The organism is Mesotoga sp. BH458_6_3_2_1, assembly GCF_003664995.1.
In the GTDB taxonomy this organism is placed as follows: Bacteria; Thermotogota; Thermotogae; order Petrotogales; family Kosmotogaceae; genus Mesotoga.
The window spans coordinates 109199-134993 of sequence record NZ_JFHL01000026.1 but is presented as its reverse complement, the minus strand read 5'-3'; the positions used below and the strand labels follow the sequence as shown (position 1 = coordinate 134993).

The window sequence follows — 25795 nt, the reverse complement described above, 5'->3', positions numbered from 1 at the left end:
ATAGCTGATTAGTTATTCCTGGGAGGTGTTCTCTTGAGCAATCCCGTAAGAGCAGAAATCGAAGACTTGCAAGGAATGATTGACCTTGCATCTCTTGTCTTCAAGAGTGAAATGGGAAAGATCTTTCCTGTGCTGTTTTCGCAAGAGAATGTGGAAAACATGACAATCGTTAAGGAGGGGGGGAGGCCGGTGTCGATGATCGGCCTGCTTCCTAGGGAAATCTCTTTCTTCGGACACAGGGTGAAGGTCGGTCTTGTCGGTTCAGTCTGTACTCACCCGGACTACCGTGGGAAGAACTACGGGGCCGTGAATCTCGTGAAGGCCGAAGAACTCGCAATAGATATGGGCCTATCACTACTAATAATTTCCGGAGGCAGAGGTTTGTATCAGCGATTCGGAGCGGTCAGGCCGCCAGGCATGAAGAGAATTCTCGTGAAGCCGGGAAGAACGGCCTCTATGAGGGAAGCGAGAATCTCAGACATTGGAAAGATTCTCGATCTCTACAGAATGAAACCCTTGAGATACATCAGAAACTTCACAGATTTCGAGAAAACCTTCTCAACGGGTTTCGCGGAGGCGCGTAAGGCAAAAACCTTCTTGAGTGAAAGGGCATACATCACAGTTGTCGAGAGAGAAGACAGTCATTACGTTATTGAATACGGTGGGAGCAGCAAAGATGTAATCTCATTGACAAGGTGCTTCATCGAAAAACTCGGACTCAAGGAATGCATAATCGTCGCCGAAAGACACTTCAGGGCAGAGGAGAGCCTTCCGTTCGAGTTTCCCGGAACAGCAAAAATTATCTCCAAGCGAAGCTTCTTTGATCAAATGGAAGGTTACTTTACGGAAATTATGCCTTCAGAGGACTATGACAGATTCATAGAGACCGTCGAAAGACTGTCGCTGGCCGAATTCAATCAGGAAGTCTTTTGCTGCAGTAAATTTAATGGACTGCCTCTTTCTCTTCCAAACTATGGATTTGATTATATTTGACAATCGGCGGACGCAAAGCTGCCTTTGGCAGGAGGCGAGGCCGACTAAGTCGTGAAGTGAGGCAGCATCACTTCTGATCTCGATGCCACAAACCTCTAACCCCTACAGCCCCGGTCTTTCAGTAGAGCAAACGCGCGGGGGCCGCGCGCGTTTTAGAGAACATTCTTCCCTTTACATTTTCCTTCGAAGAAATCGATAGAACTCCTAAGTATCGTCTTCTTGAACAATATGGAGGTAAGATGGCCTGAAGGCATCCAGTGGAGCGTCGAATCCGGTATCTTCTCCGAGAGTTCCTTTGTAGAACGTCTGGGAACAAAGATGTCGAAGAGGGCCCCGCTGATAAGTGTCGGGCACTTGACGAACTTCGCGAATGTTAGAGGATCGTACTCAAAGCAAGAGATTGGCGCACTTCCAATTTCCAGTTCGGGACTTTCTAGCGAACTGATGTATCTTTCGTGATCTTCGCCATGTAGTTTTCTGCACTTCTCCTTACTGCAAGAACCGTCTTCCTCGTATTTGACTCTCATTACACCTGTCACGAAACTCTTCCAGGTTATATGGTAGAAGTTCCCTCCCGTTACTACAAGCGAGAGTCCACAGATCGACCTGTCGAGCGCCGCAGTTATGACCGATATGAAGCCTCCGAAGCTGTATCCCATCAAAAAGTAAGGCGGGGGACATTCCCATTTCAAGTAATTAAGAACAGTTAATCCGTCCACAACCGCGTTTTCGAACCTTTCTCTCAGAACATCCGTTCTCGGGTCTAGAAAAAGCTCGCCCGATCTGTGGCCCACGGGCGTTCTCTCAAAATGAAAGGGGAGTATCATCATGGCACCAGAGTATCCCCATTTCGCGAAAGTCGCAGGAAACCACCTGAGATAGTCGAGATTCTTCTCGCCCCTCCCGTGAAAAAAAAGAACGGTTCCCTTTTTTCCTCCACTGTAGAGATAGAGCGGAATACTTCTATTTTCAGAGAAGTCTGACGGATAATTTGACTTCAAAACCACTCTTGAGCAATCTGCGGTATCTCGTGTCTCTATGATCTCTGGGTGATCAGAATAACGTTTTACGAAAATCTCCTTTTCCATTTACATCTACCTCTATAAAATTATATAATAATTCGATAAGCTAACCTGTACCTTCCGGGAGGAACCAATGAACACTTTAGCAGTCGCAATTGCAATTGTCGTTTTGATTGTATCTCTAAAACTCTTTAAGGACATCTCTTTGTCGCTCCTTTTTTCCGTGATTTCTTTGGGTATTGTCCTTCTTATTTCACCGGCAGACTATTTCGGCGCTTTTGCCAAAGAATTGAGTGACTGGGAATTCTGGAAGGTAATCATCACTGTTTTTTCCATCTATTTGTTGGGAGAAACGATGGATAAGAGCGGTAATTCTTCGAGGTTCGTGAGAGCCGTTGAAAGACTTTTCCCTGAGCCAAGGGTTTCGATTGCCTTGATGCCTGCAATAATTGGTCTACTTCCAATGCCTGGTGGGGCTATGTTTTCTGCCCCAATGGTTAAGGATCTGGCAAGATCTGATCCGACAATATCAAATGAAGACGGTCTCGTCTTTAATTACTGGTTCAGGCACGCAATGGAGTTTTTCTGGCCCCTATATCCCGCTCTGGTTATTGCGTCCGGTATATCGAGAATAAGACTCAATATGCTTGTGCTCTGGCTAATGCCTATCGGGGCTGTCGCTCTGGTTGCTGGGTATCTACTGATGATTCGAAAGCCGATTAAGCTAAGATATAGTCACTCCGCGATAAAGGAGCTTATGATAAGCGCCTGGCCAATTATCGCAGTTATCATACTGGTGATGCTGAATCAACCGGGCTGGCTGGCCGTTCTAGGTACATCGATCATTTACTTGCTAGTCAATAAGAACAAGAAAAAGGTACTAGTGGCGTCTCTAAAGTACAAGACGTTCATCTTGCTTCTTGCTGTCTTCTTCTACAAAAATTTGGTCGAGATCGCCGAGGTTCCCCAATCTATGGGCGCCGAGCTTATGGCATGGTCAATACCGCCTCTTACGCTAGTAATTCTTCTGCCCTTTCTTATGGGGTTCATGACCGGTGTGACTCAAGCAGGAGTGGGACTGAGTCTTCCCCTGATTCTAAGCATGGGTAACGGTTACGGCACACTTTCTACAACTATTCTTGCTTACACGTTTGCTGTTGTTGGAGTGCTTCTTTCGCCAGTTCACTTGTGTCTAGTTTTGACTAGCGAATACTTCAGTGTTGAATATCCCAGGATCATCAAAAGAATATCGGTAGTCACTCTGCTTTCGATTGCGGCTAGTGTTGTTGTCTTTGTACTCCTTAAGTCAACTTGAATTAACACAACTCAAGACTCGAGTAGTATATACTGTTACTTGCTCTAACGATGACTGGAGGTGAGAATGAATTGAAAGAACACTCCGTTGTCCTCTCCAATGTGACGAAAATCTTCGATGACTCTTTCACTGCTGTGAACAACGTTTCTCTCAATATTGAACAAGGTGAGTTCTTCTCTCTTCTTGGTCCTTCCGGTTGCGGAAAAACGACAATCCTTCGAATGATAGCCGGATTTGAGGATCCCTCCTCCGGAAACATAACTCTTGGTGGAAAGAACATTATCGGAACGCCCCCCAATGAAAGAGAAGTAAATACCGTTTTCCAGAATTACGCATTATTTCCACATCTGAACGTATTCGAGAACATCGCTTTCAGCCTTAGACTAAAAAGGGAACCTGAAGATGAAATAAAGAGAAAAGTGAAGGAAATGATTGACCTTACCCGTCTTAGTGGGCATGTCGAGAAAATGCCTTCGCAACTTTCAGGAGGACAGAAGCAGCGCGTAGCAATTGCCAGAGCTCTAGTAGGAAAACCGACCGTCTTGTTGCTCGACGAACCGCTTGCAGCTCTAGATGCAAAACTCAGGCAACATATGCTGGTCGAGCTTGACACGATCCACGATGAAGTTGGGATTACTTTCATATACGTCACTCACGATCAAAGTGAAGCTATGTCGATTTCCGATCATGTGGCCGTTATGAATGAGGGCGAAGTGATCCAGTTTGGAACTCCTTTCGAAGTTTACGAAAGTCCCGTAAACGCCTTTGTAGCCAATTTCATCGGAGAAACCAATTTCTTCACAGGAAAAGTAGATAGAGTCGAAAATGAATACTTTCTTCTGGACACGGAAAGATTTGGAAAGATCTGGTTCTACAAGGACATGGAGGTAAAGGAAGGCCAGGAAATTCAAATCTCATTGAGACCTGAAAAGGTCAAGATAACCAAGGACAAACCAATCGTTCCCGAAGGTGTGAAGCTGAACGTTCTGAAGGGAGTAGTTGACGAAACGATTTATCTTGGAAGTCAAACAAAATACACAGTAGCTATTGGTCAATCCTTCATGAAGGCATTCAAACAGCACGTAAGATATTTACTAGACGAAGTGATTATTTCCTGGAAAGACAATGTTTATGTCTGGTGGTTTGCGGATGACAGCTATGTTTTGAGGGAGATGGGCGGTGTTCCTTTTGAAGAGTAGGCGAGATCTAGCAGGGTTTCTTGTATCGATGCCGGGCGTTCTGTGGTTGACGGTTTTCTTTCTCATACCCTATTTGATAATCATACTGTACAGCTTCCTGACATCCGCAATATATGGAGGCGTAGAGCTTCCTTTCTCTTTTGAGGCCTACACTAGAATGCTAGGCAACGTAGGATATTGGCAAATTCTATGGAAAACCGCTTGGATTTCTATGATTGCCACTGTTATCTGTCTTGGAATCGGCTTACCAACAGCCTATTTCATAGCCACCTCGAAAAAGAGTAACGTCTTTCTAACCCTTGTGATCGTCCCTTTCTGGACAAACTTTCTGGTAAGGATATTCGGCTGGATGGTTATATTGGGAAGAAACGGCGTTATCAACTCTTTCCTGCAATTACTGGGGCTTCCTAAGCCTCTTTCTCTAATGTACACACCAGGGGCAGTAATTCTTGTAATCGTGTACATGTATCTTCCATACATGATACTTCCTCTATATAGCGCAATCGAGAAGTTTGATTTTAGGCTTGTCGAGGCAGCAATGGATTTGGGAGCGAAGAGAACCGAGGCTATCCTGAAGGTTCTTCTGCCATCAATTAAGGGAGGTATAATAGCCGGGATCATTTTAGTTTTTATTCCCGCCCTTGGATCGTACGCAATTCCAGACCTGGTTGGTGGGACGGATGGAGCAATGCTGGGCAATTTGATTGCCAGACAGCTGACTGTTGCGAGAGACTGGCCATCTTCTTCAGCAATTTCGATGATATTCCTTCTGATTTCAACTTTGGGACTCCTTGTTTACATGAGAATAAACAAGGTTCAAAGCAATAGACGGTTCACCATTCGCGAAAGCTATATGAGAGAGGAAGAGATCTGATGGAAACCAAGAAAGTAATTGGAAAGCGGAGGTTTTCTTTAACCATTACCACTCTTACCTTCGCCTTCCTGTACCTTCCCATTGTTGCTCTTGTCATACTGTCCTTCAACAGCGCAAGACAAGGTGTTGCTTGGACAGGTTTTACTTTGAAGTGGTACTCTGAATTATTCAGACAGGCCGATATTTGGAAAGCCTTTGCAAATACCGTCATCATTGCACTCACATCTTCTCTGGTTGCGACAGTGATCGGAACCTTTGCGGCCGTGTCTCTCTACTGGTATAAATCAAGAATGAAAGGCTATTTGGGAGTGCTGGTCTACACACCGTTGATAATTCCCGATATCTTGATGGGTGTATCTATGCTCATTTTTTTCGTTGCCCTCGGTATTCCCCTGGGGCTTTTTACGATTTTTATCGCGCACGTGACTTTCTGCGTTTCCTATGTTACTGTAACAGTAATGACAAGACTCGAAGACTTTGACTATTCAATGGTAGAGGCCGCCCGAGATTTAGGTGCAAAGAGTCATCAAGTTTTCAGAAAAGTGATCGTTCCTATGATTATGCCTGGGATAATGGCAGGCTTCCTGCTCAGTCTGACACTATCCATTGACGATTTTGTTATCACGTTTTTCGTTGCCGGGCCCGGATCCACTACTTTGCCTTTGAAAATCTATTCAATGATTAAGTTCGGGGTCTCCCCGGTGATAAACTCACTTTCGACTCTGCTTCTTGTTGGAACTTTGTTCATCTCTCTCTTTGGAAGCAAGTTCAGAAAGTTGATCTTTTAGGAGGTGGAAATAATGATCAGAAGGTTACCAATTTTCGGTATCTTACTTTTGCTTACCGCACTAGTATTCGGACAAGGAAATCTAATTATTTATGGCTGGTCGGACTACATTCCCAGCGAGGTTATTGATGCTTTTTCACAGGAGTATGGCGTAAATGTGACTTACGACAATTACGATTCAAACGAGACAATGTTCGCCAAGATCAAAGCAGGAGCCCGTGGTTATGATCTAGCCATGCCTTCGGCAGATTATACAAGTATCATGATCAAGGAAGACATGTTGATCCCTATTGACAAGTCTCTGGTGCCAAATCTCGCAAACATAGATCCTGATGTTGTAGAACAAATGTACTACGATCCTGATAATACATATAGTATTCCCTATATGGTAGGAACTACTGGAATCGCGGTTAACGCGAATTTTGTCGAGGTCTATCCGAGATCGTGGAAGATCTTCGAATTGCCGCAATTCCAGGGAATGATGACCCTACTTGATGATATGAGAGAAGTTTTCGGTGCCGCTCTCAAGTATCTAGGTTATTCAGTAAACTCAACCAATCCAGATGAACTCGAGGAAGCAAAGAATCTGATTCTAAAATGGAAGAATAATATTGTCAAGTTCGATAATGAGCTCTTCGCAAAGGGAATAATTTCAGGAGAGTTCTGGGTGGTACACAGTTACGGTGAAAATATCTTCTATGAAGCCACAGAAGAAGAGCTGAAGTATATCGATTTCTTCATACCGTGGGAAGGCAGCACAATGTGGATAGACAGTTTTGTAATTCTAAAAGGCTCTACTAACCTGGAGAATGCACACCTCTTCATGAATTACATACTGAGGCCCGACGTTGCGGCAGAGGTATCCGATTACCTTCTTCTGCCTTCACCAAATGTGCCTGCAAGAGAACTGACTGAGGAAAAACCCGTATATTCTGCCGAAGATCTTGAGAATACCGAACTGATTAAGGATCTTGGAGAGGATCTTCGTATTTACAACACCCTTTGGAATGAGATTAGATTCGGGTTGTAGTCTTAGACCAGAAAGCATTCACTAGAATCGTTTGATCTCAGGCGCATCTCCATTGAGTTAGGAGATGCGCTTTTTGGAGGAATATATATTATCTTTAGATAGTTGGTTTTTTCTGTGCTAAACTCAACAGACCACAGACTTTCCGAGAGGTGAGATATGATTCCCATAAAAGACTTTGGAAGCAAACTAGTGAACAACATATCCAGAGTGATAGTGGGCAAAGACCCTGTAATCGAAAGAGTTCTTGCCGTCCTTTTAAGCGGAGGGCATGTATTGATAAACGACGTTCCCGGAGTTGGAAAGACTATGCTGGCAAGAAGTCTCGCCGTCTCGCTTGGGCTTGACTTCAACAGAATACAATGCACTCCAGACCTCCTGCCTGGAGATGTAACCGGTATGAACATCCTGGATCTTAAGACACATGAGTTCACTTTCAGGAAGGGTCCGATATTCACTGAGATTCTTCTCGTGGACGAAATTAACAGGACGACTCCGAGAACACAGTCCGCCCTTCTCGAAGCTATGGCCGAGAGACAAGTAACTGTAGAAGGCCGGACTCTCAAAATGGGGAGTCCGTTTTTCCTTATTGCGACTCAGAATCCAGTCGAGTTCGAAGGAACGTTCCCACTCCCTGAAGCACAACTGGACAGATTTGCTATTTCACTTGCAATGGGTTATCCCGGCGAACAGAGTGAGAAGGGACTGCTCAAGGGAATCTCGTCAGAACACCCTATAAATGCCTTGAAACCCGTCTCAAGTAAGGAGGAACTGATTGACGTCATGAAGCAGACAAAAGAGATACTAGTTGAGGACTCTCTTCTTGGGTACATTGTTTCCATTGTTAATGAGACGAGAAAACACCGAGAGATTCAGTTGGGTGCGAGTCCAAGGGGATCAATAGCCTTGATGGAGACAGCGAGAGCCCTCGCAGGTCTGAGGGGGAGGAACTTCACAATCCCCGACGATGTCAAAGAAGTAGCGCCGGATGTTCTCTCTCACAGGGTTATTATTAGGCCGGAGGCCAGACTAATGCGAAGAACGAATAGAGATATCGTTACGGATATAGTGCAGTCTATTCCAATTCCTTTAGAGTATGAAAAGGCTTGAACTTGAGGAAATCAAGTCCAGAAAGAGACCGCTAATAGTTGCAACGGTCGCTTCGGTTTGCTGGTCACTGCTTTCTTTCAATGCTTATTCAGTAACATTCGTACTGCTCTCTGCGATTGTTTGGCTTTATTACTATTTGTCTAGAACGACTCTGAAAACACTTACTATAACTCGTTCTATTGACAGAGAAAGGCTTTTCTCGGGTGAGACTCTCACCCTTAAATACTCTGTCGAAGGAAGCCGTTTCATTTCACTGAGTACAACTGTCTTTCCCGTAATTAGAGGTGATAGAGAATACTTCGTACCGAAAGAAAGCTCCTTCGTCTTGTCCTCAAACGGGAAAAGAGAAGTTGAGACGAAAATGACTTTCAGGAGACGGGGAAAGAAAGATTTGTCCGGGCTTGTTCTTACTTCAAAGGACCCTCTGAGATTCTTCTCACACACAGCCAAATACTCTGCCCCAGAATTCATACTTGTGCTCCCAAAGGTTATGAATATCGATTGCTTTCCTCTGAGACTCAGAGAGCTGCTACCCGGTAGCCGCAGCGATTTTGAGCTTATGGAGGATCCCGTAGATTTTAGAGGCATAAAGGAGTACGAAAGGGAACCTCTTAACAGGATTCACTGGAATGCCTCGGCAAAGATTGGTAAGCTAATGATAAAAGAGTTTGGATACACTGCTGTCAGTAACACCATCCTCTACCTCGACTTGAATCTTTCAAGAGAGATCTTCGCTCGCGACGTTTGGGAAAAGATCAGGATTGACTATGAGGAGATCGCCGTACAGCTTTCCCTTAGTTTAGTCAGGTTCACATATGGGTCAGGAGGTAGAATCGGCTTGGTGATTGTTGGTGATGATGTTCTCAGGTTGAGTAGCCTTGGTAGGAATTGGACTGACTTTGCCGAAGTGCTGGCCGACACCAGAGGCAGCGATCAGGGTCCACAGCTCTCCGAGATAATAGAAGAAGATCTTGAACGATTTGACCCGGCAACAACGGTTGTGATTATTTCTATGTACCTCGGAGAAGATATTCTTCCCCAGCTCCTAAAAGCGAAATCTCATTGCAGCAGGGTCGTAGTAATAATCATTCCTTTCAACCCAAGAGATCCCTGGACAAAGCGAACTATTTCTTATCAGATGCTTCCAAGAACAATCGAGTCATTAAAAAGACGAGCCGCTCTTCTCGAAGAGGAGCAGATAGTTGTCAGAGTTGTGGGCGATAACCAGTCGATCCAGGAGGTGCTTGTCGATCTTGAGAATCGATAGGTTTTCGCTAACTGAAGCATGTTTAGTCTTTACAGCAAGTTTCGTGCTGCTTTTCTTAGCCGGAGGAGCTTTGTTTGCGGGGATTCTTGCGGGGCTGGTAGCCTTTCTGTTTTACCTTGGAAGGACGAAAGCTGGTTGCAGTATTTATCTATTGCTGCCGATTCTCTTCTTCACGATAATGATTTTGCTTCTTGGTGTTCTGAGAACGGGTGTCTCTTTGTCACTTTCAGCACTGGGAGCAATAGTGGGAATCGTACTTACGATGGACAGAAAGGAATATCTATCTGTTTTCGGTTTGTTCATTGTCGGCATCTCTCTTTCAGCAAATCCTTTACTGCAACATACGGGAGCTTACATTACACTTATGGTTATTCTAATACGGTTGCTCTTAATGCCCAACGTTCCTAAGACCTTCGTGGTTCTCGGAGTCATAATTCCTTTAGTAGCCATTTTGTCTCTAGGCAACTACAGGGGAGGGCTACTATCTGCAAGAATGAAGTCCTCAGCCGTTGACATCAACGAAACTCAATCTGAAATATCTATAAAAGGCGAAGTGTCCGTAGCAGCTACAGAAGTTCCGTTACCTTCTGGAATAAGAGCTATAGAAAATCCTAATGAGTCTTCAATTGGAGAAGAGGTATCAGAGATAGGATTTTTAGACTCCCTCTTTCTATTTGGATTCTACATAATCACTCTAGTTCTTGTTGTTTCCATAGCAAGAAAGGCTGTCAGTGAGTTCAGGGGCTGGTGGCGACTTGTTCCTCCCTTTATGATTTTGATTTCCATTGTGCTAGTTCTAGTTGGTGGCTTCATGTATTTGAGATCCTTACCTCTTTCAGAAGACATTGTATTTGGCACCGGCGGCATCTCCGGTGAACCTTCAGCATCTCTATCTCCTCCTCAAGAACCTGGGTTTCAGGAAGACGAAGAAGCTCATTTCGAAGTGGCAGAGCGCATGGGTCTTTCGGCTTACAATATCCTCAGGTGGACAACACTCGTCGGCATTGCGATTCTCTCATCTCTTCTTGCCTACATTATATTTGTAATCACAGGGAAGCGGCAAACAGTACATTCTACACCACCCGTTGAAGAATCAAATAGAACGGAAGGCTGTCAAAAGATCATGCTCATCTCTGATAACTGCGAGGGCAGAACGTTCATCATCTCAAGCTATCAGTTACTCAGAGACATTTACTTCGATGACCAGCGAAATCTGACACCCTTAGAACTAATTAGACAAACTAAGAACGAACCTAATCTCTTCCTTAAAGAGCTCACAGAGATCTATCTTCCGGTAAAATATGGCAATTGCGAACCTGACGAGGCTCAGTGCAGAGAATTCAGAAGTCTTCTGTTAGAGCTGAAGGAATATCTAGATAGCTCAAATGAAGCCTTTTACAGAACACAATAATCTAAATCACCCTAGATTAGCAAAGCCCGAAAGGCTCTAATTTTAGAAATAATCAAATTAATCTTGCAGTCGGCTTGCATTTTATTTGAAAGTCTGTGTTATAATCTATCTGTCCAAAGGACACTATCGCTTTGCAAGTGGTGCAAGGTAGTTTTAAGGAGGAACATTTAAGTATGACAGGAACAGTAAAGTGGTTCAACGGAACAAAAGGTTATGGATTCATTACTAAGGATGACGGTGGGGATGTTTTCGTTCATTTCTCAGCTATTGAGATGGACGGTTTCAAGACCCTTGACGAAGGACAGAGAGTCGAGTTTGATGTAGAAGACGGTCCAAAGGGTCCTCAGGCAGCAAAAGTTAGAATTGCTAAGTAATCGATTGTCCATATAGGAACCTGATCGCCCGCTTTTAGCGGGCGATTTTTTTGTTCTATCCTGTAATCATCCGACTAATCTCTCTTCCTTGTGCTAACATATCAATAATCAAAACAAACAGCGGGAGGAAATGATGGACTCCAGATCAATGAATCTACTTGACGGAACCATGTTCTTCAATGCCTTTTCCTCGGGTGCCAGTGCCGTAATAAAGGTACAGAATGACCTGAACAAGATAAATGTCTTTCCTGTTCCCGACGGCGATACGGGAACAAATCTTGCTTCAACGATGCGGTATATTCTCGAGCTAACAGATGTGTCCAACTCAATCGGTGAGACGACCAGATCAATCGCTGATGCTGCTTTAATGGGAGCGAGGGGAAATTCTGGCGCGATATTCGCCCAGTATATGCATGGGCTCAGTACTGCAATAGGAAATCGAGAAAGTATTGACAGACAAGCTTTTGCAAGAGCTGCCCAAGAAGCTATATCATACGCTTATGACGCAATGGTTACTCCAGTTGAAGGGACTATGCTGACCGTTATGAAGGACTGGGCCGATGCTCTCAATGCTATTGATGGTTCAGACAAATCGCTGCTCGAAGTGATAGCTCAGTCGAACGCCGTCGCTCAGAAGTCGCTTGAAGAAACCCCTGAGAAACTAGCCATACTGAAGAAGGCCGGCGTAGTCGATGCCGGCGCAAAGGGCTTTGTTGCATTTATTGAAGGGATCAAAACCTTTCTAAGCGGCAAGGGTGTGAATCTCGAAGATGAGATAATCCCTGATGTTGAGCTAAGAAATCACGTTCACATCGACGAAGGAAACATTGAGAATAGATTCTGTACTGAAGCGATAATTGAAGGTACAAAACTAAATATCGAAGGAATTAAGTCAATCATTAGCGAATTTGGAGACTCCGCTCTTGTTGCCGGTACCGAGAGTAAAGTAAGAATCCATGTTCACACAAATGAACCGGCAGAGTTATTTTTTAAACTGAAGGACTTTGGAAATGTGACTCAGCAGAAGGTTGACGACATGGAAATGCAGTATAGAGTAAGCCAGAAACGGAAATATCCAATCGCTCTCGTCGTAGACTCTGTATGCGATTTACCAAAGGAAGTAATGGATTATTATCAGATCCAGATGGTTCCACTGTATCTCAACTTTGGTCAAAGCCAGTATCTAGACAAAATAACGATGAAGGCCGATCAATTCTATTCTTTGCTGGACTCTGCAGAGGACTACCCAGTTTCAGCGCAGCCAGGTATGAACACATTTCAGAATCTTTATCACTTTCTCGGAACACACTATGATTCAATAATAGCAATTCATGTTTCGGATAAACTAAGCGGTACATGGAATGCCAGCACAAAGGCTGCCGAGCGACTGAAGGGGAAGAAGATCAGCGTAATCAACTCCCGGCATGTATCTGGATCAATTGGTCTCCTTGTACTAAAGGCCGCAATGATGATTGAGGAACGACGGGATCATGATGAAATAGTTGAGACTATTGAAACCCTGACGAACAACACAAGGATCTTCGTCAGCGTTAACACACTGAAATACATGGTAAAGGGTGGGAGAGTCAGCCCGGTGCTTGGATTGGTAGGAAAGGCCCTTAATTTGAAACCTATAGTATCTGTGGATAGAGAAGGCAATTCAAAACTTTACGGAAAGGCCTTCAGCAAACTTGGAAACATGAAGAAGATACTTGGCTTTGTTGAAGAGTTGAACAAGAAGTGCCATATCGTCTCCTACAACATAACTCATGCTCATGCTCACAAGACTGCAAAGGCTTATGAAGATAGCCTGACCAAGCTACTCGGAAAGAAACCCGAGTACATAATGGAGGTATCTCCAGTAGTCGGCATAAGCGCAGGAGTAGGGGCAGTAAGCGTCTCCATTCTTTGCGAAAGAGATACGTGGTCACCAGACGTTCAAGTCAAATGAGGTGAATTAATGGCGTATGTAATTCTGTTCAACGCTCTGGTAGTTGTTGGCTATATGTCGGTATTCTTTGTAATCGGGACCGCAAAGAAAGACAACTCTGTCGTCGATATAGGGTGGGGTACCGGTTTCGTTTTAGTCGCGCTCTTCACACTTTTCGTATACGGCGAATTCAATGCAAGACAGATAATTGCAACGGTACTGATCTCCTTCTGGGGAATAAGGTTGACTACCCATATATTCAAGAGAAACTGGGGCCGTGGTGAAGATTTTCGGTATGTACAGATGAGAGAGAAGTGGGGAGAGAAGGTATTGATCAGATCCTTCCTTCAAATCTATATGTTGCAGGGTCTTTTTATGGTGATTGTCTCTTACTCAGTAATGCTCATTAATAGCCATTCGGGAAGGGAATTTGGATTTTTGGACATTCTCGGAATTCTTATTTGGGTCTGCGGCTTCGCTGTCGAAGCAATAGCAGATATGCAGTTAAGGGATTTCGTAAAGACTAAGAAACCCGGAGAGATAATGACAAAGGGCTTGTGGAGATACTCTCGCCACCCTAATTATTTCGGCGAGGCCGTTCAGTGGTGGGGTGTATTCGTCATCGCTCTTTCAATTGAAGGTGGAATATGGGCAATTATAAGCCCGATAACAATAACCTTTTTATTGAGATTCGTTTCAGGAGTGCCATATCTTGAAAGGAAATACAAACAGTACCCGGCATTCAGGGAGTACATGAAGGAAACAAACGCATTTATCCCCTGGTTCTCGAGAAGGAAGTCGTGACGAAGAAATGGAAATCTTATTCTCTGCGCTCTTTGCCTATCTAATTGGATCTATTCCCACAGCATTTCTCATAGGTAAGATTTTCTATGGATTCGATATAAGAAAGCAGGGCACCGGTAATATGGGAGCCTCGAATATGGTGGCCGTAAAGGGCTGGAAGATCGGAATCCTCACCGGAGCTATCGACTTCATGAAGGGTTTGGGAACAATCTTGATTATTAAAGGCGTCTCCCCTCACTGGACCTATCAGATGCTTTTCATTGCAGCCAGCTTTGCCGCGATCGGTCATATGTATCCCATCTTCCTGAAGTTCAGGGGCGGGAAGGGAACTGCAACACTGGCCGGCGGCCTTATAGGTCTTGATTATCAAGTCGCCCTGATCTGTATGGTCATACTTCTCGCTTTTATCGCGATAACGGACTACTCGGCTCCGGGCGTTATCGCAGTCTCTTCAGTAATGATCTTCCTTTTCAGAATCTTTGGGTACAGATGGGGAATATCTCTTCTGCTGATACCCATTGCAGTGATTATGATAGCTAGAAATCTCGAGAATATCCAAAGGATTTTGCAAGGGGAAGAACCGGGACTGAGGGCGCACGTAAGAAAAAAGAAAAAGACCATACAAGAAGGGACCTGAGGGTCACTTCTCAAATACCCAGATACACTTTTCGAACTTCTTCACTCTCCAGAAGCTCCTTTGCAGGACCCTCAAGAGTAATTTTGCCTGTTTCCAAGACATACGCGTATTCAGAAATCTCCAACGCCTTTGCTGCGTTCTGTTCTACAAGTAGAATAGTTACGCCTTTCGAATTCAATTTATGAATCGCTAGAAAGACTTCTTCAACTACAATCGGCGCCAGACCTAGCGAAGGCTCATCCATCATAACGAGATCTGGATTTGCCATCAGACTACGCCCTATAGCGAGCATCTGCTGCTCACCTCCGGAAAGAGTCCCGCCAGACTGTTTTAGTCTTTCTCTCAGCACAGGAAAGAGTGAGAAAACCATCTCGAAATTCTCCTCTACTTCCGATTTGTCTTTTCTATTGTAGGCACCCATAAGGAGATTTTCCCTTACTGATAAATTGGAGAAGATTCTTCTTCCCTCAGGTACGAGAGAAATTCCCCGCCTTGCAGTTCTGGCGGCTCCGAGCTTATTTATGTTGATACCCCTGAAAGAAACGCTTCCTCCGGATGGCCTAATCAATCCGCTAATAGCTCCCAAGGTAGTACTCTTCCCTGCCCCATTGGAACCGATAATCGTCACAATGCTTCCCTCTTCAACGGAAAGGGTGATTCCTTTCACCGCCTTGATTACTCCATAGGAGACCTGCAGTTCATCAACGCTAAGAATTTCATTTTCCAACGGTTACCCACTCCCTACCCAGATAGGCTTCGATAACCCTCACATCCTTTTGAACAAAGGCAGGGTCTCCTTCACTTATTGTCCTTCCGTGATCCAATACCATTATCCTTTCACAAAGACCCATAACTAGTTTCATGTCATGCTCTATTAGCAAAATCGTGAGACCAAAATCATCTCGAATTCTCCTGATCGTCTTAACTAGGCTCGCAGTTTCTGAAGGATTCATTCCGGCGGCAGGCTCGTCGAGAAGCAGGAGAATGGAACCGGTAGCCATTGCTCTTGCAATCTCAAGAACCCTTTGTGAACCATAGGGGAGCGAGCTAGATTTTTCATCTGAATGCCTTTCAATACCGAACACACTTAACAGATCAAGCGCCTTGGCTTTCATTTCGCTTTCTCTGTCTGCATAGCCTATCCGAGAAACGCTCCTTAATAACCAGCTTAAAGCTGCTCCGTTGCTGGCTATCGTGTGATGCTGAGAAACCATGACGTTCTCTAAGACGGTAAGATCCTTGAAAAGCCTAATGTTCTGAAAGGTCCTGGCAATGCCAATTCTGGTAATCCTATCCGGTGGAAGACCTGTTATCTCATTCTCTTTGAACAGTATACGACCATTTGTTGGCTTATAATGGCCGGTAATCATGTTAAATACCGTTGTTTTGCCCGCTCCATTTGGACCGATGAGTCCGAAGATCTCGCCTTCCTCTACACACAGGCTAACTTCTTCCACTGCTGTAAGTCCTCCAAACTTCATCGTCGTATTATCCAGCGTTAATAGGCTCATCTCTTATCTCCCCTTCTGAAAAGAGATGCGAGACCCTCCCAGGAAAACTCTTTCCTTCCCATCAGTCCTCTAGGCCAGAAGATCATGATTATTACAAAGAGGCCTGAGAAGACAAGCATCCTCATTCCACTCATCCCCATGATTTTGAAGCCAAATAGATTCATAGGGCCTTCCAGGAATCGCAGCCATTCACTCAAGAATGCGAATAGTGCACCCCCGATAATCGCTCCCGTTATACTTCCCAAACCGCCCAACACAATCATGATAAGCACGTTGAATGTGAGAAGTATCCCAAAAGTGTTTGTCCTTGGATCGATTGTACTTAGCCAGTGTCCGTACAGAGAACCAGAAATGCCTGCAAAGAAACCGCCTACTACAAAGGCCATTAGCTGATGCTTAAAGACGTTTATTCCCATAGCCTGAGCTGCAACCCTATCTTCTCTTATCGCCCTCAACGCCCTGCCAAAAGAACTGTAAGAAAGGCTCATCACACAGGCAACCGTAACTAGCAACCATCCCCAAGCCCACCACACATTTGTGTGATCTGGTAGTGCCTTCAGCCCGAGTGCTCCGTTAGTTATCGAATTGAGATTCAACGCGAAAATTCTGATTATCTCAGAAAAGCCGAGTGTCGCAATTGCGAAGTAATCACCCGTCAATCTTAGCGACGGCCACCCAATCAAGAAGGCGAATATCGCCGCAACCAGCCCCGCAATTATTGTCGCCCAGAAGAAGGGAATCTGAATCGAATTCAGTGGCCAAATCAGCTTCTCGATGAGGAACGTCATTTCCTTCTGCTTGGGAGATAGCGTCAGTAGCGCTGAAGTGTATGCACCAAGTGCTATGAATCCGGCATGTCCCAGCGAAAAGACTCCGGATATACCATTTACGAGCGTGAGACTGACAGCCATTATTCCGTAGATTCCAATAAGTGTAATTATTCTCGAATAATAGCTGTTCAGAAATTCTTGCGATAGAAAGAGAAGAAACGCAATCAAAGGAAGTGCGATCAATGTCAGTGAAGTCTTCGTCCGTTGCTTCATCAAATCACACCTTCACTGCTTCCTGTTTACCCAGTAAACCGGAGGGTTTAATTGAGAGAATTATTATCAAAATGAAGAACGCAAAAGCATCTCTGTAACCCGCAGCACTCGGCATTATACCGACCATCATCACTTCGGTGATCCCAAGTATCAAGCCTCCGAGTACTGCTCCTGGTACAGATCCTATCCCACCAAAGACAGCGGCAACAAAGGCTTTCATTCCTGGTATAAAGCCCATGTAAGGCCATACCTGGGGATACCTGATTGCCCAAAGTATTCCACCAATAGCCGCGAGAGCCGACCCCAGGGCAAATGTCATTCCAATCACACGATCTACATTTACTCCCATAAGCGATGTTGTCTGAATATCTAGAGAAACTGCCCTCATTGCCATTCCGACCTTAGTTTTGAAAATGAACCACCAAAGAAAAACGAGAGCAATAGCTGCAACAATAAGTGTTATGAGTGATATTACTGGAAACCTTATGCCGCCCAACACTACTTCCTTGCCGTACTTAACTTCCATATGACCACCGATGATAATCATCTCGTTCAATGACTGGGGAAAGATAGTTCGGAACGATCTAGGAATGCCCGAAAACACAACTACCGCAAGGCTTTCTAGAAAGAAAGAGACACCGATGGCCGTTATAAGCGCAGATATTCTTGGGGCACTTCTTATTGGTTTGTAAGCAATCCTGTCAACTGTAAATCCCAGTAAAGCAGCACAAGCTATGGCAAGAACAGCCGCCAGATACCACGGAAGCTGAGCAAGTGTTACAAAGAAGAGAGCAAAATAAACGGCCATCATGAAGATGTCTCCATGAGCAAAATTTATCAGTCTTAGAATCCCGTAAACCATCGTATAGCCTATCGCTATCAGAGCATATAGGGAACCAAGGCTAAGACCGTTAATAAAGTTCTGTAAGAGAGTCTTAGGGTCCAAGCTCACACCTCCGGCCGATCAAGAAGAAAGGGGAGGACGGGGCTCATTCGAGCCCCGTCTTCTTTAAGGATTGATCGTTGTATCGTAGACGAACTTGCCGTTTTCGATCTTCACAATCGCAACAGACTTAATCGCATCACCATTTTCATCGATTGTGATTATCCCTGTCACGGCAGGAAAATCCCTTGTCTGTCTTACAGCCTTGGCTATTGCTTCTCGATCTGTGCTCCCCGCACGTTCTATTGCGTCCCTGACGACCAAATATGTGTCAAACCCGAGGGCAGTGAATGTTCCCGGCGCTTCACCGTACTTTGCAGTGTAGGCTTCTACAAAGAGCTTTGCATTCTCTGTCAACGCCGGACTTCCCGCATCATAGTGAGTTGTGAAATACAATCCGTTCACAGCGTCTCCGCCAATTTCAATAGTTTCAGGAACTGCTGCTCCGTCACCTGCAATTATTGGATCGTAGAAACCCAGCTGTCTTGCCTGGATAGCTATGAGCGCGATCTCCTGATAGTATCCTGGAATGAAGAAGGCGCCTGCTCCTTTGGAGATAGCGTCAGAGACCTGCGCAGTGAAATCCTGATCTCCCGATTTGTAATACTCATAGAAAACGCTCCCTCCGAGTTCAATAGCAGTCTCCTTAAAATAATTGGCAAATCCTACGGCATAGTCTTGCTCAACATCTACGAAGACTGCGACGTTTTCCGCTCCCATATTGTTGAACGCCAACAATGCAGCTGCCACTCCCTGGAAAGGATCGCTGAAGCAGACACGGGAAACGTATTTTTTGTCCTGAGTTACAAGTGGATTTGTTGAACTTGGTGAAACCATCGCAACTCCGTTCTCTTCTGCCACCGTTCCCCCGGCAATCGTATTCGAGCTTATTACCTGCCCGATAATCGCAACAACCCCCTCCTGCTCGATAGCACGACGTGCGGTGTTCACAGCCTGAACCTTATCGGAATTGTTGTCTAGCAAGATAATTTCGATTTCCTCTCCAAGGACCCCCGGGAACAGCTCGTTTGCAAGTTCCACACCCTGCCAGATCATCTGGCCGAACGCTGCAACGCCCCCGGTCATTGGAAGAATGGCGCCCACCTTAATTGAAGCAAGTGCTGATACGGAAAGAAAAACAACTGAAAGAATTACAAAGAGTTTTCTCATACTTCTACCTCCTCCTGAAGTGGTTACAAGTGAATGAGACTAACCCATAATCTGATGCACATTTTCTGATATCGAAGCAAGTACAAAAATCGGTGTTCTAAGCTAATTATTCCCCCGAAAGCGCATTTAACTAGCCAGAACGCAGAAATTCGAGCTTTTGCATGTTGTACGAATAGTACCACTAATGACAATAAGGAAATATTAAGAAGTGAAACAATGAAGAGAATTTTGGTAACATATCGAAGACATCATCTGTAAACGGTAGTAATTGCCTCACATTGGACTTGACATAGTCTGTACTAGATAACCGGTTTGAGCCACCGCTTCATGAAGATAACCATGGCTGCCGCAGACGAAATCACAAGATTGCTCGCCAGCATTGCGTACCAGATTCCTGTGGTTCCCATGGACAGACCGAAGAAGTATATCAGGGGAAGGCGTATTCCCCATAGTCTGGTGATATTGAGAATCATCGACTGAATCGTATGGCCCGAGCCTCTTAGAGCCATGTCGAAGATGTTGTAACTTGCGAAGACCGGTATTGAAAAGGAGACTATTCTGAAGTACTTCTCTCCTTCAATCAAGACAAGCGGGTCATTGATGAAAAAAGCCGTCACTTCCTTCCCAAAGAAGAACGTACCGGTGCAGATCACTCCAACAATCAACACGTTTATTCCGGTCGCCTTCCATACAACTGAATAAGCATCATTCTTCCTTCCGGCGCCAAGATACTGCCCGACCATCGATGACGTTGCCTGTGAAAGGCCGAAAGAGAACATAGTTGCAAGTGATGTTATCCTATTCCCCACACCCAGGGCAGCGGTTGCCACCGAACCGAAGCCAGCAACCATCGAAGTGATTATTAGAAATGCGAGAGCCGTTATAGACTGTCCGGCAGAGGAGGGGAGACCTATCCTCAAGACGCGGGCAAGAGTCTTCCACTTCGGTCTCAGATCTCTGAAATTGACTTTGAATCCTCTCTTTCCCTTGAATAGAATGACTGTCGCAACGATCACAACAAATCCTCTTGATATTACAGTTGCGAGAGCGGCTCCGAAGACCTCCAGTCTCGGAAAGCCTATACCGAATATCAAGAGAGGATCGAGAAACGCATTTACCGTTACAGAGAAACCCATCAAGTACATCGGTGTTTTTGTATCACCGATAGCGGTGAAGAGTGAGTTGAAAGTGAACATCGTGAAGGTGAAGGGAGCTCCTAGAAAGATCGTTCTCATGTATATATTGGTTACTGAAAGCAGTTCTGGCGGAATACTGAGAAGCTTCAATACGGCCTCGGAAAAGATCGCACCGAGAAGACCTAGAATCACTGCGACAACTAAGCTTATGGAAATCACCTGTCCGGCTACATGAGAGGCCTCTTCCTTTCTTCCTGCCCCAAGATTTTGAGAGACGAGAGCCAGTCCCGCTACTGCCAGCCCTCCACCGATAGAGATCAGCAAGAAGATTGCAGGCCAAGCAATTGTGGGAGCGGAGATCTCAATTTTCCCCAACTTCCCGAGCCAGTAAGCGTCGACCATATTGTAAACGGTCTGGAAGAGCATGGTAAGAACCGCCGGCCAGGCGAGTTTAAGAAGGGCGCTCATCATGCTTTCATTTAGAATATTGACTCGTTTCATCTCTGCTCCCATGATTTCGATTACGTACTATTTCATTTATAACACAACAGTTACGAAATAAGAAGCGAAGAAGCAAACTTAAGCCGGGGTCAGGGGTGGCGGTTGGTGGCATCAAGATCAGAAGTGATGCTGCCTCCGGCAGGAAGTGAGGCTCGCTGGCGCGAGGAAGTGATGCCACCTTCGGTGGGACGCATTGCACTGAAAAGCATCAGTGGACGCAAGGCTGGCGAAGACCACGCCAGGTCGCAATGCCCGGAGAAGCATCCGGGGACGCAAGGCCCGCTTCGCGGGGACGAAAACTCTTGGAGAGACTATTTCGCCGTTGGACGGTTATCCGTTCGTTGAGGAGAGCCGTGAAGAAATACCATAGAGATTCCGACCAGGAGCTTTGTCGGAATGACGGAATTGGGAGTTTTCAGAATAACCGTTCTTGGTCAAACCATTATTCAGAGAGTAGAGAGAAGGGAAAAGCAAAGAGGGCTGGTAAGGTTCCGCGATATTGAAAAGCTCTTTAATCCGCTCTCGAGAGCTCATTATTACCCATGAGTCAGGGAGTTAAATTCCACTAATATGCTGGTTCTCGTGCGAATGCTGTGTTTGGCTCCTGATGATCCTGATCTTAAGTCCTCCCTTGAGGGAGAAGGGCCACATAGTGGCGGAGGGTGTGCACGAGTATCTAAAGTATGGAAAAGCTGCCGCCTGAAATAATGCTCTGATAACGGTTATTCGTTGTGCGTTCTTGGTTGCTTTTAAAACCATACATATGGATCACAGACCAAATAACGTGAAGAGTAAATTTGTCGTTCAATTGCGAGGAGCCAACCTATTCTAAACGTTGTTCAAAGAGCACACACCCCACCGCAAGCGGTCCCCCCCGCTCGAGCGGGGATTTAAGATCAAGAGCCAGGAAGAGCCGGGCCTGGGGTTGTCGGGTGTAGGATCTGGAAGCGGCATCACTTCTGCTCTGGTTATTCTTCTTCTTTTTCGGAGGACCGTTGACGGATAACGTGGTTCTTAGCGGCGTTCATCTGCTCTTTCCCCGCGAAGCGGAACTGGCCTCGGCAAGCGAAGCTTTCACTGGCGGCGATGATTCTCGCTTTTTAACTTGCCTCGGTTAGCAGACTGGCCCCTTTTTGCCTCCTGCGAAGCAGCCTCACTTCCCCGGACGATCCTCCGGGCATCACTTCCGCCGGGATCTTTCGGCGCATCACTTCCTGAGATGCTCTTCCCAGCATCACTTCTTGAAATGTTCTAGTCCAGCCTTGCGTCCACTGACGCTCCTCAGTGCATTGCGTCCGCCCATGTTCTTCGGCGCCTTGCGTCGAGTCTTTTATTCTTCTTCTCGCCTAAAGCTTGTAACTGCTCTTCCCAAAGGACCAAGGCGGTTTTTCCTTAATTATCCTGACGCCTCTGACCTTCAGGTTGATTTTTTCCCTTCACATGAATCTCGAGTATTCGATAACTCCGGATATCAATCCGGCGAAGACCTCTAGAAGCTCTATGTCTGCCCTGCTCCAATCAAATTGGCCGTTAAGCCTTTCAAGTCCGACAAAACCTACGGGCCTCTGACGAGAGAAAATTGGAATGACGACAAGTGAAACGATTCCCAGCTGCGAAAGAACTTCGGCTTCTCTGCTTGCCTCCTCAGGGAGATCACTGACTACATAAGAATGTACCCCGCCTTTTTTCATTTCCTTCATCCACCACGAGAAATCGTCGAACGGCATGTTCTGAAGATGGGGTTTGGCGCTCATTACACCTTCTCTACACCATTCGTGGGTGTTTCTGGTAGAATTAGTTCTGTAGTCCAGCAAGAAGACATTGGACCTGTCTGCAGAAGTGAGCATTCCAAGTTGTCCAAGCGCCTTTTCTATCGCGTCATCTATGTTCTCGTACTCCTTGAGTGCTCCGGAAACCTCTGAAATGACCCGTTCGAAATTCTCTCTCCACTGAAGCTCTGCCGCTATCTTCCGGTAGGCGCCTGTGTCTCGAGCCACAACCATTGTTACTATGGAGTTCTGCAAGTCGAGAACCTTCAGGCAAATCTCAACTTGAAGCTTCTCGCCACTCTTCATCGTAAGAAATGAATCCGTCGTACACATTCCCTTTATTTGAAGATCTGCTCTGATCTTCTTCATCTCATTATCAAGATCGCCAGCCACCGAATAAAAACTCATCTCAAGAAGCTCTTCGTAAGAAAATCCAAGCTTCTGAACCACGCTGTTATTGGCTTCGACTATTCTACCGGGCCTCAAAGGATCGTCAAGGCTTACGAGAAAGATCATGTCGTCAATCAAGCTGGAGAAACCTTCATACTTGCTCTTTAGATATTTGTTCAGTGTATAGAATTGATTGGACCTCGAGGTTTCTCCGACAAAGGGATCTTCTGAAACCGTCTCCACGTGCATGTTCCATCTCAGCTTTGAAATCCGTTCAGATAATGTCTTGATCTCCGCCGTACCGTTGTCAACGATGTACACTTTAATTGGCTCCACACGACCCCTCCATTACTGGGTAGAAAGAAATCCTACTCAGGATTGAAACACTGTCTTCCCATTCAGAATGGTTTCCCTAACACAAAGATTTTCATCCAGTAATACCATATCTGCGCGATAACCCTCGGAGATTCTTCCGCGATCCTTTATGCCAATAGAATTCAGAGAATTGAGGGAGGATACCATTGCAAGCTCCTTCAGTGAGCATCCTGTGAATTCTCTGAAATTTCTTACAGCTCCGCTGAAGACAAGTACGGCCGCGGCAATTGTTCCGTCCTCAAGAGTAGGTCTTCCATTTTTCAGAATGACCTTCTGTCCGCCCAGTTCATACTCTCCATCGGGCATGGCTGTCGCATCTATAGTATCGGTGACTATCATAATCTTCTTCGGGCCCTTTATTCCGAAGATTAGCTTCACAAAACCCGGCAAAGAGTGAATTCCGTCAATTATCATCTCTACCGAAAAAGGCAGCGAAAGAACAGCTCCAACGCAGCCCAGTTCCCTATGATGAAGAGTGTTCATCCCGTTTGGAAAGTGGGTTATTCTATCGCAGCCTTGGTTATATGCTTTCTCCATGTCTTCGTAAGTTGCATCGGTATGTCCCAACGAAAGAGTTATACCGCGCTTCTGTATCAGTTCTTGCGCGTGTGAGAATCCCTCGAGCTCCGGGGCCATAGTAATGAGCTTCACCGATTCGATTAGCGTCTCCTCAATTTCCTTAAGGTCTATGCTTCGAATGAGTTCTGGATTCTGAGCTCCCTTTCTTTTCAGACTCAGGTAGGGGCCTTCATAGTGAATGCCCCCAACTGAAGTCATACTGTTATTCTTTATGTAATCTCTTACTACTCTAGCAGGAGAAAGGATTGCCGAAGGAGTCGATGACATAGTAGTAGGCAGGAAATAAGTTACTCCCTGAGTGTAAAGGAAGTTCTCCCACTTTTCTAGATCTTTTTGATTCATGGAAAGAGTGTCCACACCTACTGAGCCATGAGTGTGAGGATCGACATATCCCGGCATCAGTATTCTCTCGAATTCTTGAGCCCCTTGAATTCGCTCAATTCTCGAGATTACGTTTTCTTCAGTTTCAACACTTCCTACAAACTCTCCATCGATAGGATCAACAACCAGTACATTCTCGAATCTCATCTGCCTTCAATCCTCCCTGTTATGAAAAAAATCATGGCCAGGTTATTTGATTACCCGTTGACATCTTTCCTCTTCCCATAAGGACCCTCTCATCGAGATCGAAGATGCCCCTGTAGTACGCCGAATATACTGCGAACCACTGGAGAGGGATCATCAGAAGGAAGGGGGCGAAGAGTGGATCGAAGTCGCCATAATCCTTCACATCAAAGCGTATTATCTCTGCACCGTTAGATTCAGCGATTTTCATGACCCGTTCGCTCATGTCTCTAGATTCGTCGCTCCCCACAAGGAAGACCATTAAGGGCTTGTGACCGTCCAGCATTTCTGCAGGTCCGTGCCTGAATTCCGACGTTTCCATGAATGAAGCATTGACTCTCATGTTTTCCATGAAGACAGTCAGTCCGAACTTATAGCCTATAGCGTAGGCCGCTCCGCTTGCTAACACGTAAAAGAGATCACTCTCCTGGTACTTCCTGGCTAGTCTGTAAGCTCTTGATTCCTCTTCCTTGTATATTCTGCCCAGCAGCTCAGGCATTATCTTTATCTGCTCGTATAACTTCGAAACGTCTCTCCCTTTTAGCCTGGCCATTTCAAGACTGAAAATGAAGGCTCCGGCGAGTGGAAGTATAAACAGTCCATTAGAATCGTAGACTATCGATTCGTCAGCTTCCCTTGCCAAAATGCTGTCGGGTTTGCTTGTAAATGAAATTGTTGTCGCTCCCTTTTCGTTGGCAAATCTAAGTGCTGCCGCAGTATCTTCGGTATTTCCAGAGAAGGAGGCCAGTATTACCAATGCGTCCTTGTCAAGTCTTGAAGGATTCGTCCATATGAAATCATAACTCTTGAAGTAATTAGAGGGAAGATCCGTCATCTTGTTGAGTATATAGTCTCCTGAATAGAGATTACACCAGGAGTTCCCGCTACCTACCCAGTAAATCTGCTTATAGCCTTTATCTAAAGCAGTCTTCGCAAGATTCTTGATCCTTTCTGTATGCTCTTCAAGGAAGGCGGAAAGATCCTTCTCAAGAGAAGGGGCAGTAAAGAGTACGCTTTGTTTTGCATCAGTCAAAAAATCTTCCAGTGTCAATCCAAACACCTCC

24 protein-coding genes are annotated in these 25795 nt (G+C 45.4%); 14 read left to right on the top strand and 10 right to left on the bottom strand.

What is annotated here, in order from left to right; translation table 11 throughout:
• Positions 1 to 33: 33 nt before the first annotated feature.
• Positions 34 to 993, top strand: coding sequence for a GNAT family N-acetyltransferase (locus tag Y697_RS12270; protein ID WP_121551959.1), 960 nt, complete (start codon positions 34 to 36; stop codon positions 991 to 993).
• Positions 994 to 1145: 152 nt separating this feature from the next.
• Here the strand turns inward: Y697_RS12270 and Y697_RS12265 are convergent, their stop codons facing one another.
• Positions 1146 to 2081: a S9 family peptidase gene (locus Y697_RS12265; RefSeq protein ID WP_121551957.1), complete on the bottom strand. Its 936-nt coding sequence runs from the start codon at positions 2079 to 2081 to the stop codon at positions 1146 to 1148.
• 67 nt (positions 2082 to 2148) lie between these two features.
• On the opposite strand from Y697_RS12265, the gene Y697_RS12260 reads away from it, so the two are divergent.
• From Y697_RS12260 to Y697_RS12205, 12 genes are all read left to right on the top strand, one after another.
• The gene (locus Y697_RS12260; RefSeq protein WP_121551955.1) at positions 2149 to 3330 is read left to right on the top strand and encodes a DUF401 family protein; all 1182 of its coding nucleotides are present in this window, start codon (positions 2149 to 2151) and stop codon (positions 3328 to 3330) included.
• Between the two features lie 50 nt (positions 3331 to 3380).
• Positions 3381 to 4529 carry an ABC transporter ATP-binding protein gene (locus Y697_RS12255; RefSeq protein WP_183083812.1) on the top strand — a complete coding sequence of 383 codons (1149 nt, stop codon included), beginning with the start codon at positions 3381 to 3383 and terminating at the stop codon, positions 4527 to 4529.
• On the top strand, positions 4519 to 5403 hold the full coding sequence (locus Y697_RS12250; protein WP_121551981.1) for an ABC transporter permease: 885 nt from the start codon (positions 4519 to 4521) through the stop codon (positions 5401 to 5403). Before Y697_RS12255 ends, Y697_RS12250 begins: the two co-directional genes overlap by 11 nt.
• Positions 5403 to 6191, top strand: coding sequence for an ABC transporter permease (locus Y697_RS12245; protein WP_121551951.1), 789 nt, complete (start codon positions 5403 to 5405; stop codon positions 6189 to 6191). Before Y697_RS12250 ends, Y697_RS12245 begins: the two co-directional genes overlap by 1 nt.
• A 12-nt stretch (positions 6192 to 6203) precedes the next feature.
• A complete protein-coding gene (locus Y697_RS12240; RefSeq protein WP_183083811.1) occupies positions 6204 to 7220 on the top strand; it encodes an extracellular solute-binding protein in 1017 nt (338 codons plus the stop codon).
• A gap of 156 nt (positions 7221 to 7376) precedes the next feature.
• A complete protein-coding gene (locus Y697_RS12235) occupies positions 7377 to 8327 on the top strand; it encodes a MoxR family ATPase (RefSeq protein ID WP_121551950.1) in 951 nt (316 codons plus the stop codon).
• Entirely contained in the window at positions 8314 to 9594 is a 1281-nt protein-coding gene (locus tag Y697_RS12230) for a DUF58 domain-containing protein (RefSeq protein WP_121551948.1), read from the top strand. The genes Y697_RS12235 and Y697_RS12230 overlap by 14 nt, the downstream gene beginning before the upstream one ends.
• Positions 9581 to 11005: a DUF4129 domain-containing protein gene (locus Y697_RS12225; RefSeq protein ID WP_259462552.1), complete on the top strand. Its 1425-nt coding sequence runs from the start codon at positions 9581 to 9583 to the stop codon at positions 11003 to 11005. The genes Y697_RS12230 and Y697_RS12225 overlap by 14 nt, the downstream gene beginning before the upstream one ends.
• A gap of 173 nt (positions 11006 to 11178) precedes the next feature.
• A complete protein-coding gene (locus Y697_RS12220) occupies positions 11179 to 11379 on the top strand; it encodes a cold-shock protein (protein WP_099828610.1) in 201 nt (66 codons plus the stop codon).
• Between the two features lie 133 nt (positions 11380 to 11512).
• Complete coding sequence (locus tag Y697_RS12215; RefSeq protein WP_121551946.1) at positions 11513 to 13330, top strand: DAK2 domain-containing protein; 1818 nt, start codon at positions 11513 to 11515, stop codon at positions 13328 to 13330.
• Between the two features lie 9 nt (positions 13331 to 13339).
• The gene (locus tag Y697_RS12210; RefSeq protein ID WP_121551944.1) at positions 13340 to 14113 is read left to right on the top strand and encodes a DUF1295 domain-containing protein; all 774 of its coding nucleotides are present in this window, start codon (positions 13340 to 13342) and stop codon (positions 14111 to 14113) included.
• A gap of 7 nt (positions 14114 to 14120) precedes the next feature.
• Positions 14121 to 14750, top strand: a complete 630-nt coding sequence (locus Y697_RS12205; protein WP_121551942.1) for a glycerol-3-phosphate acyltransferase — start codon at positions 14121 to 14123, stop codon at positions 14748 to 14750.
• A 10-nt stretch (positions 14751 to 14760) separates the two neighbouring features.
• Here the strand turns inward: Y697_RS12205 and Y697_RS12200 are convergent, their stop codons facing one another.
• From Y697_RS12200 to Y697_RS12175, 6 genes are all read right to left on the bottom strand, one after another.
• Entirely contained in the window at positions 14761 to 15477 is a 717-nt protein-coding gene (locus Y697_RS12200) for an ABC transporter ATP-binding protein (protein WP_121551940.1), read from the bottom strand.
• Positions 15467 to 16261 (bottom strand): ABC transporter ATP-binding protein, encoded by a 795-nt coding sequence (locus Y697_RS12195; protein WP_121551938.1) that lies wholly within the window; start codon positions 16259 to 16261, stop codon positions 15467 to 15469. Before Y697_RS12195 ends, Y697_RS12200 begins: the two co-directional genes overlap by 11 nt.
• Positions 16258 to 17304, bottom strand: a complete 1047-nt coding sequence (locus Y697_RS12190) for a branched-chain amino acid ABC transporter permease (RefSeq protein ID WP_121551975.1) — start codon at positions 17302 to 17304, stop codon at positions 16258 to 16260. The genes Y697_RS12195 and Y697_RS12190 overlap by 4 nt, the downstream gene beginning before the upstream one ends.
• 4 nt (positions 17305 to 17308) lie before the next feature.
• Positions 17309 to 18250, bottom strand: a complete 942-nt coding sequence (locus Y697_RS12185; RefSeq protein WP_121551936.1) for a branched-chain amino acid ABC transporter permease — start codon at positions 18248 to 18250, stop codon at positions 17309 to 17311.
• A 63-nt stretch (positions 18251 to 18313) separates the two neighbouring features.
• The gene (locus Y697_RS12180) at positions 18314 to 19417 is read right to left on the bottom strand and encodes an ABC transporter substrate-binding protein (RefSeq protein WP_121551934.1); all 1104 of its coding nucleotides are present in this window, start codon (positions 19415 to 19417) and stop codon (positions 18314 to 18316) included.
• A 299-nt stretch (positions 19418 to 19716) separates the two neighbouring features.
• Positions 19717 to 21054, bottom strand: a complete 1338-nt coding sequence (locus Y697_RS12175; protein WP_121551932.1) for an MATE family efflux transporter — start codon at positions 21052 to 21054, stop codon at positions 19717 to 19719.
• 396 nt (positions 21055 to 21450) lie between these two features.
• On the opposite strand from Y697_RS12175, the gene Y697_RS14745 reads away from it, so the two are divergent.
• The gene (locus Y697_RS14745) at positions 21451 to 21600 is read left to right on the top strand and encodes a hypothetical protein (protein WP_183083810.1); all 150 of its coding nucleotides are present in this window, start codon (positions 21451 to 21453) and stop codon (positions 21598 to 21600) included.
• Positions 21601 to 22490: 890 nt separating this feature from the next.
• On the opposite strand, the gene Y697_RS12165 is transcribed toward Y697_RS14745, so the two are convergent.
• The 3 genes from Y697_RS12165 to Y697_RS12155 are packed head-to-tail and all read right to left on the bottom strand — an operon-like array spanning position 22491 to position 25791.
• The gene (locus tag Y697_RS12165; protein WP_121551930.1) at positions 22491 to 23549 is read right to left on the bottom strand and encodes a GAF domain-containing protein; all 1059 of its coding nucleotides are present in this window, start codon (positions 23547 to 23549) and stop codon (positions 22491 to 22493) included.
• A gap of 36 nt (positions 23550 to 23585) precedes the next feature.
• The gene (nagA, locus tag Y697_RS12160) at positions 23586 to 24695 is read right to left on the bottom strand and encodes an N-acetylglucosamine-6-phosphate deacetylase (protein WP_121551928.1); all 1110 of its coding nucleotides are present in this window, start codon (positions 24693 to 24695) and stop codon (positions 23586 to 23588) included.
• A 31-nt stretch (positions 24696 to 24726) separates the two neighbouring features.
• Positions 24727 to 25791, bottom strand: a complete 1065-nt coding sequence (locus Y697_RS12155) for an SIS domain-containing protein (RefSeq protein ID WP_259462550.1) — start codon at positions 25789 to 25791, stop codon at positions 24727 to 24729.
• Positions 25792 to 25795 lie beyond the last annotated feature (4 nt).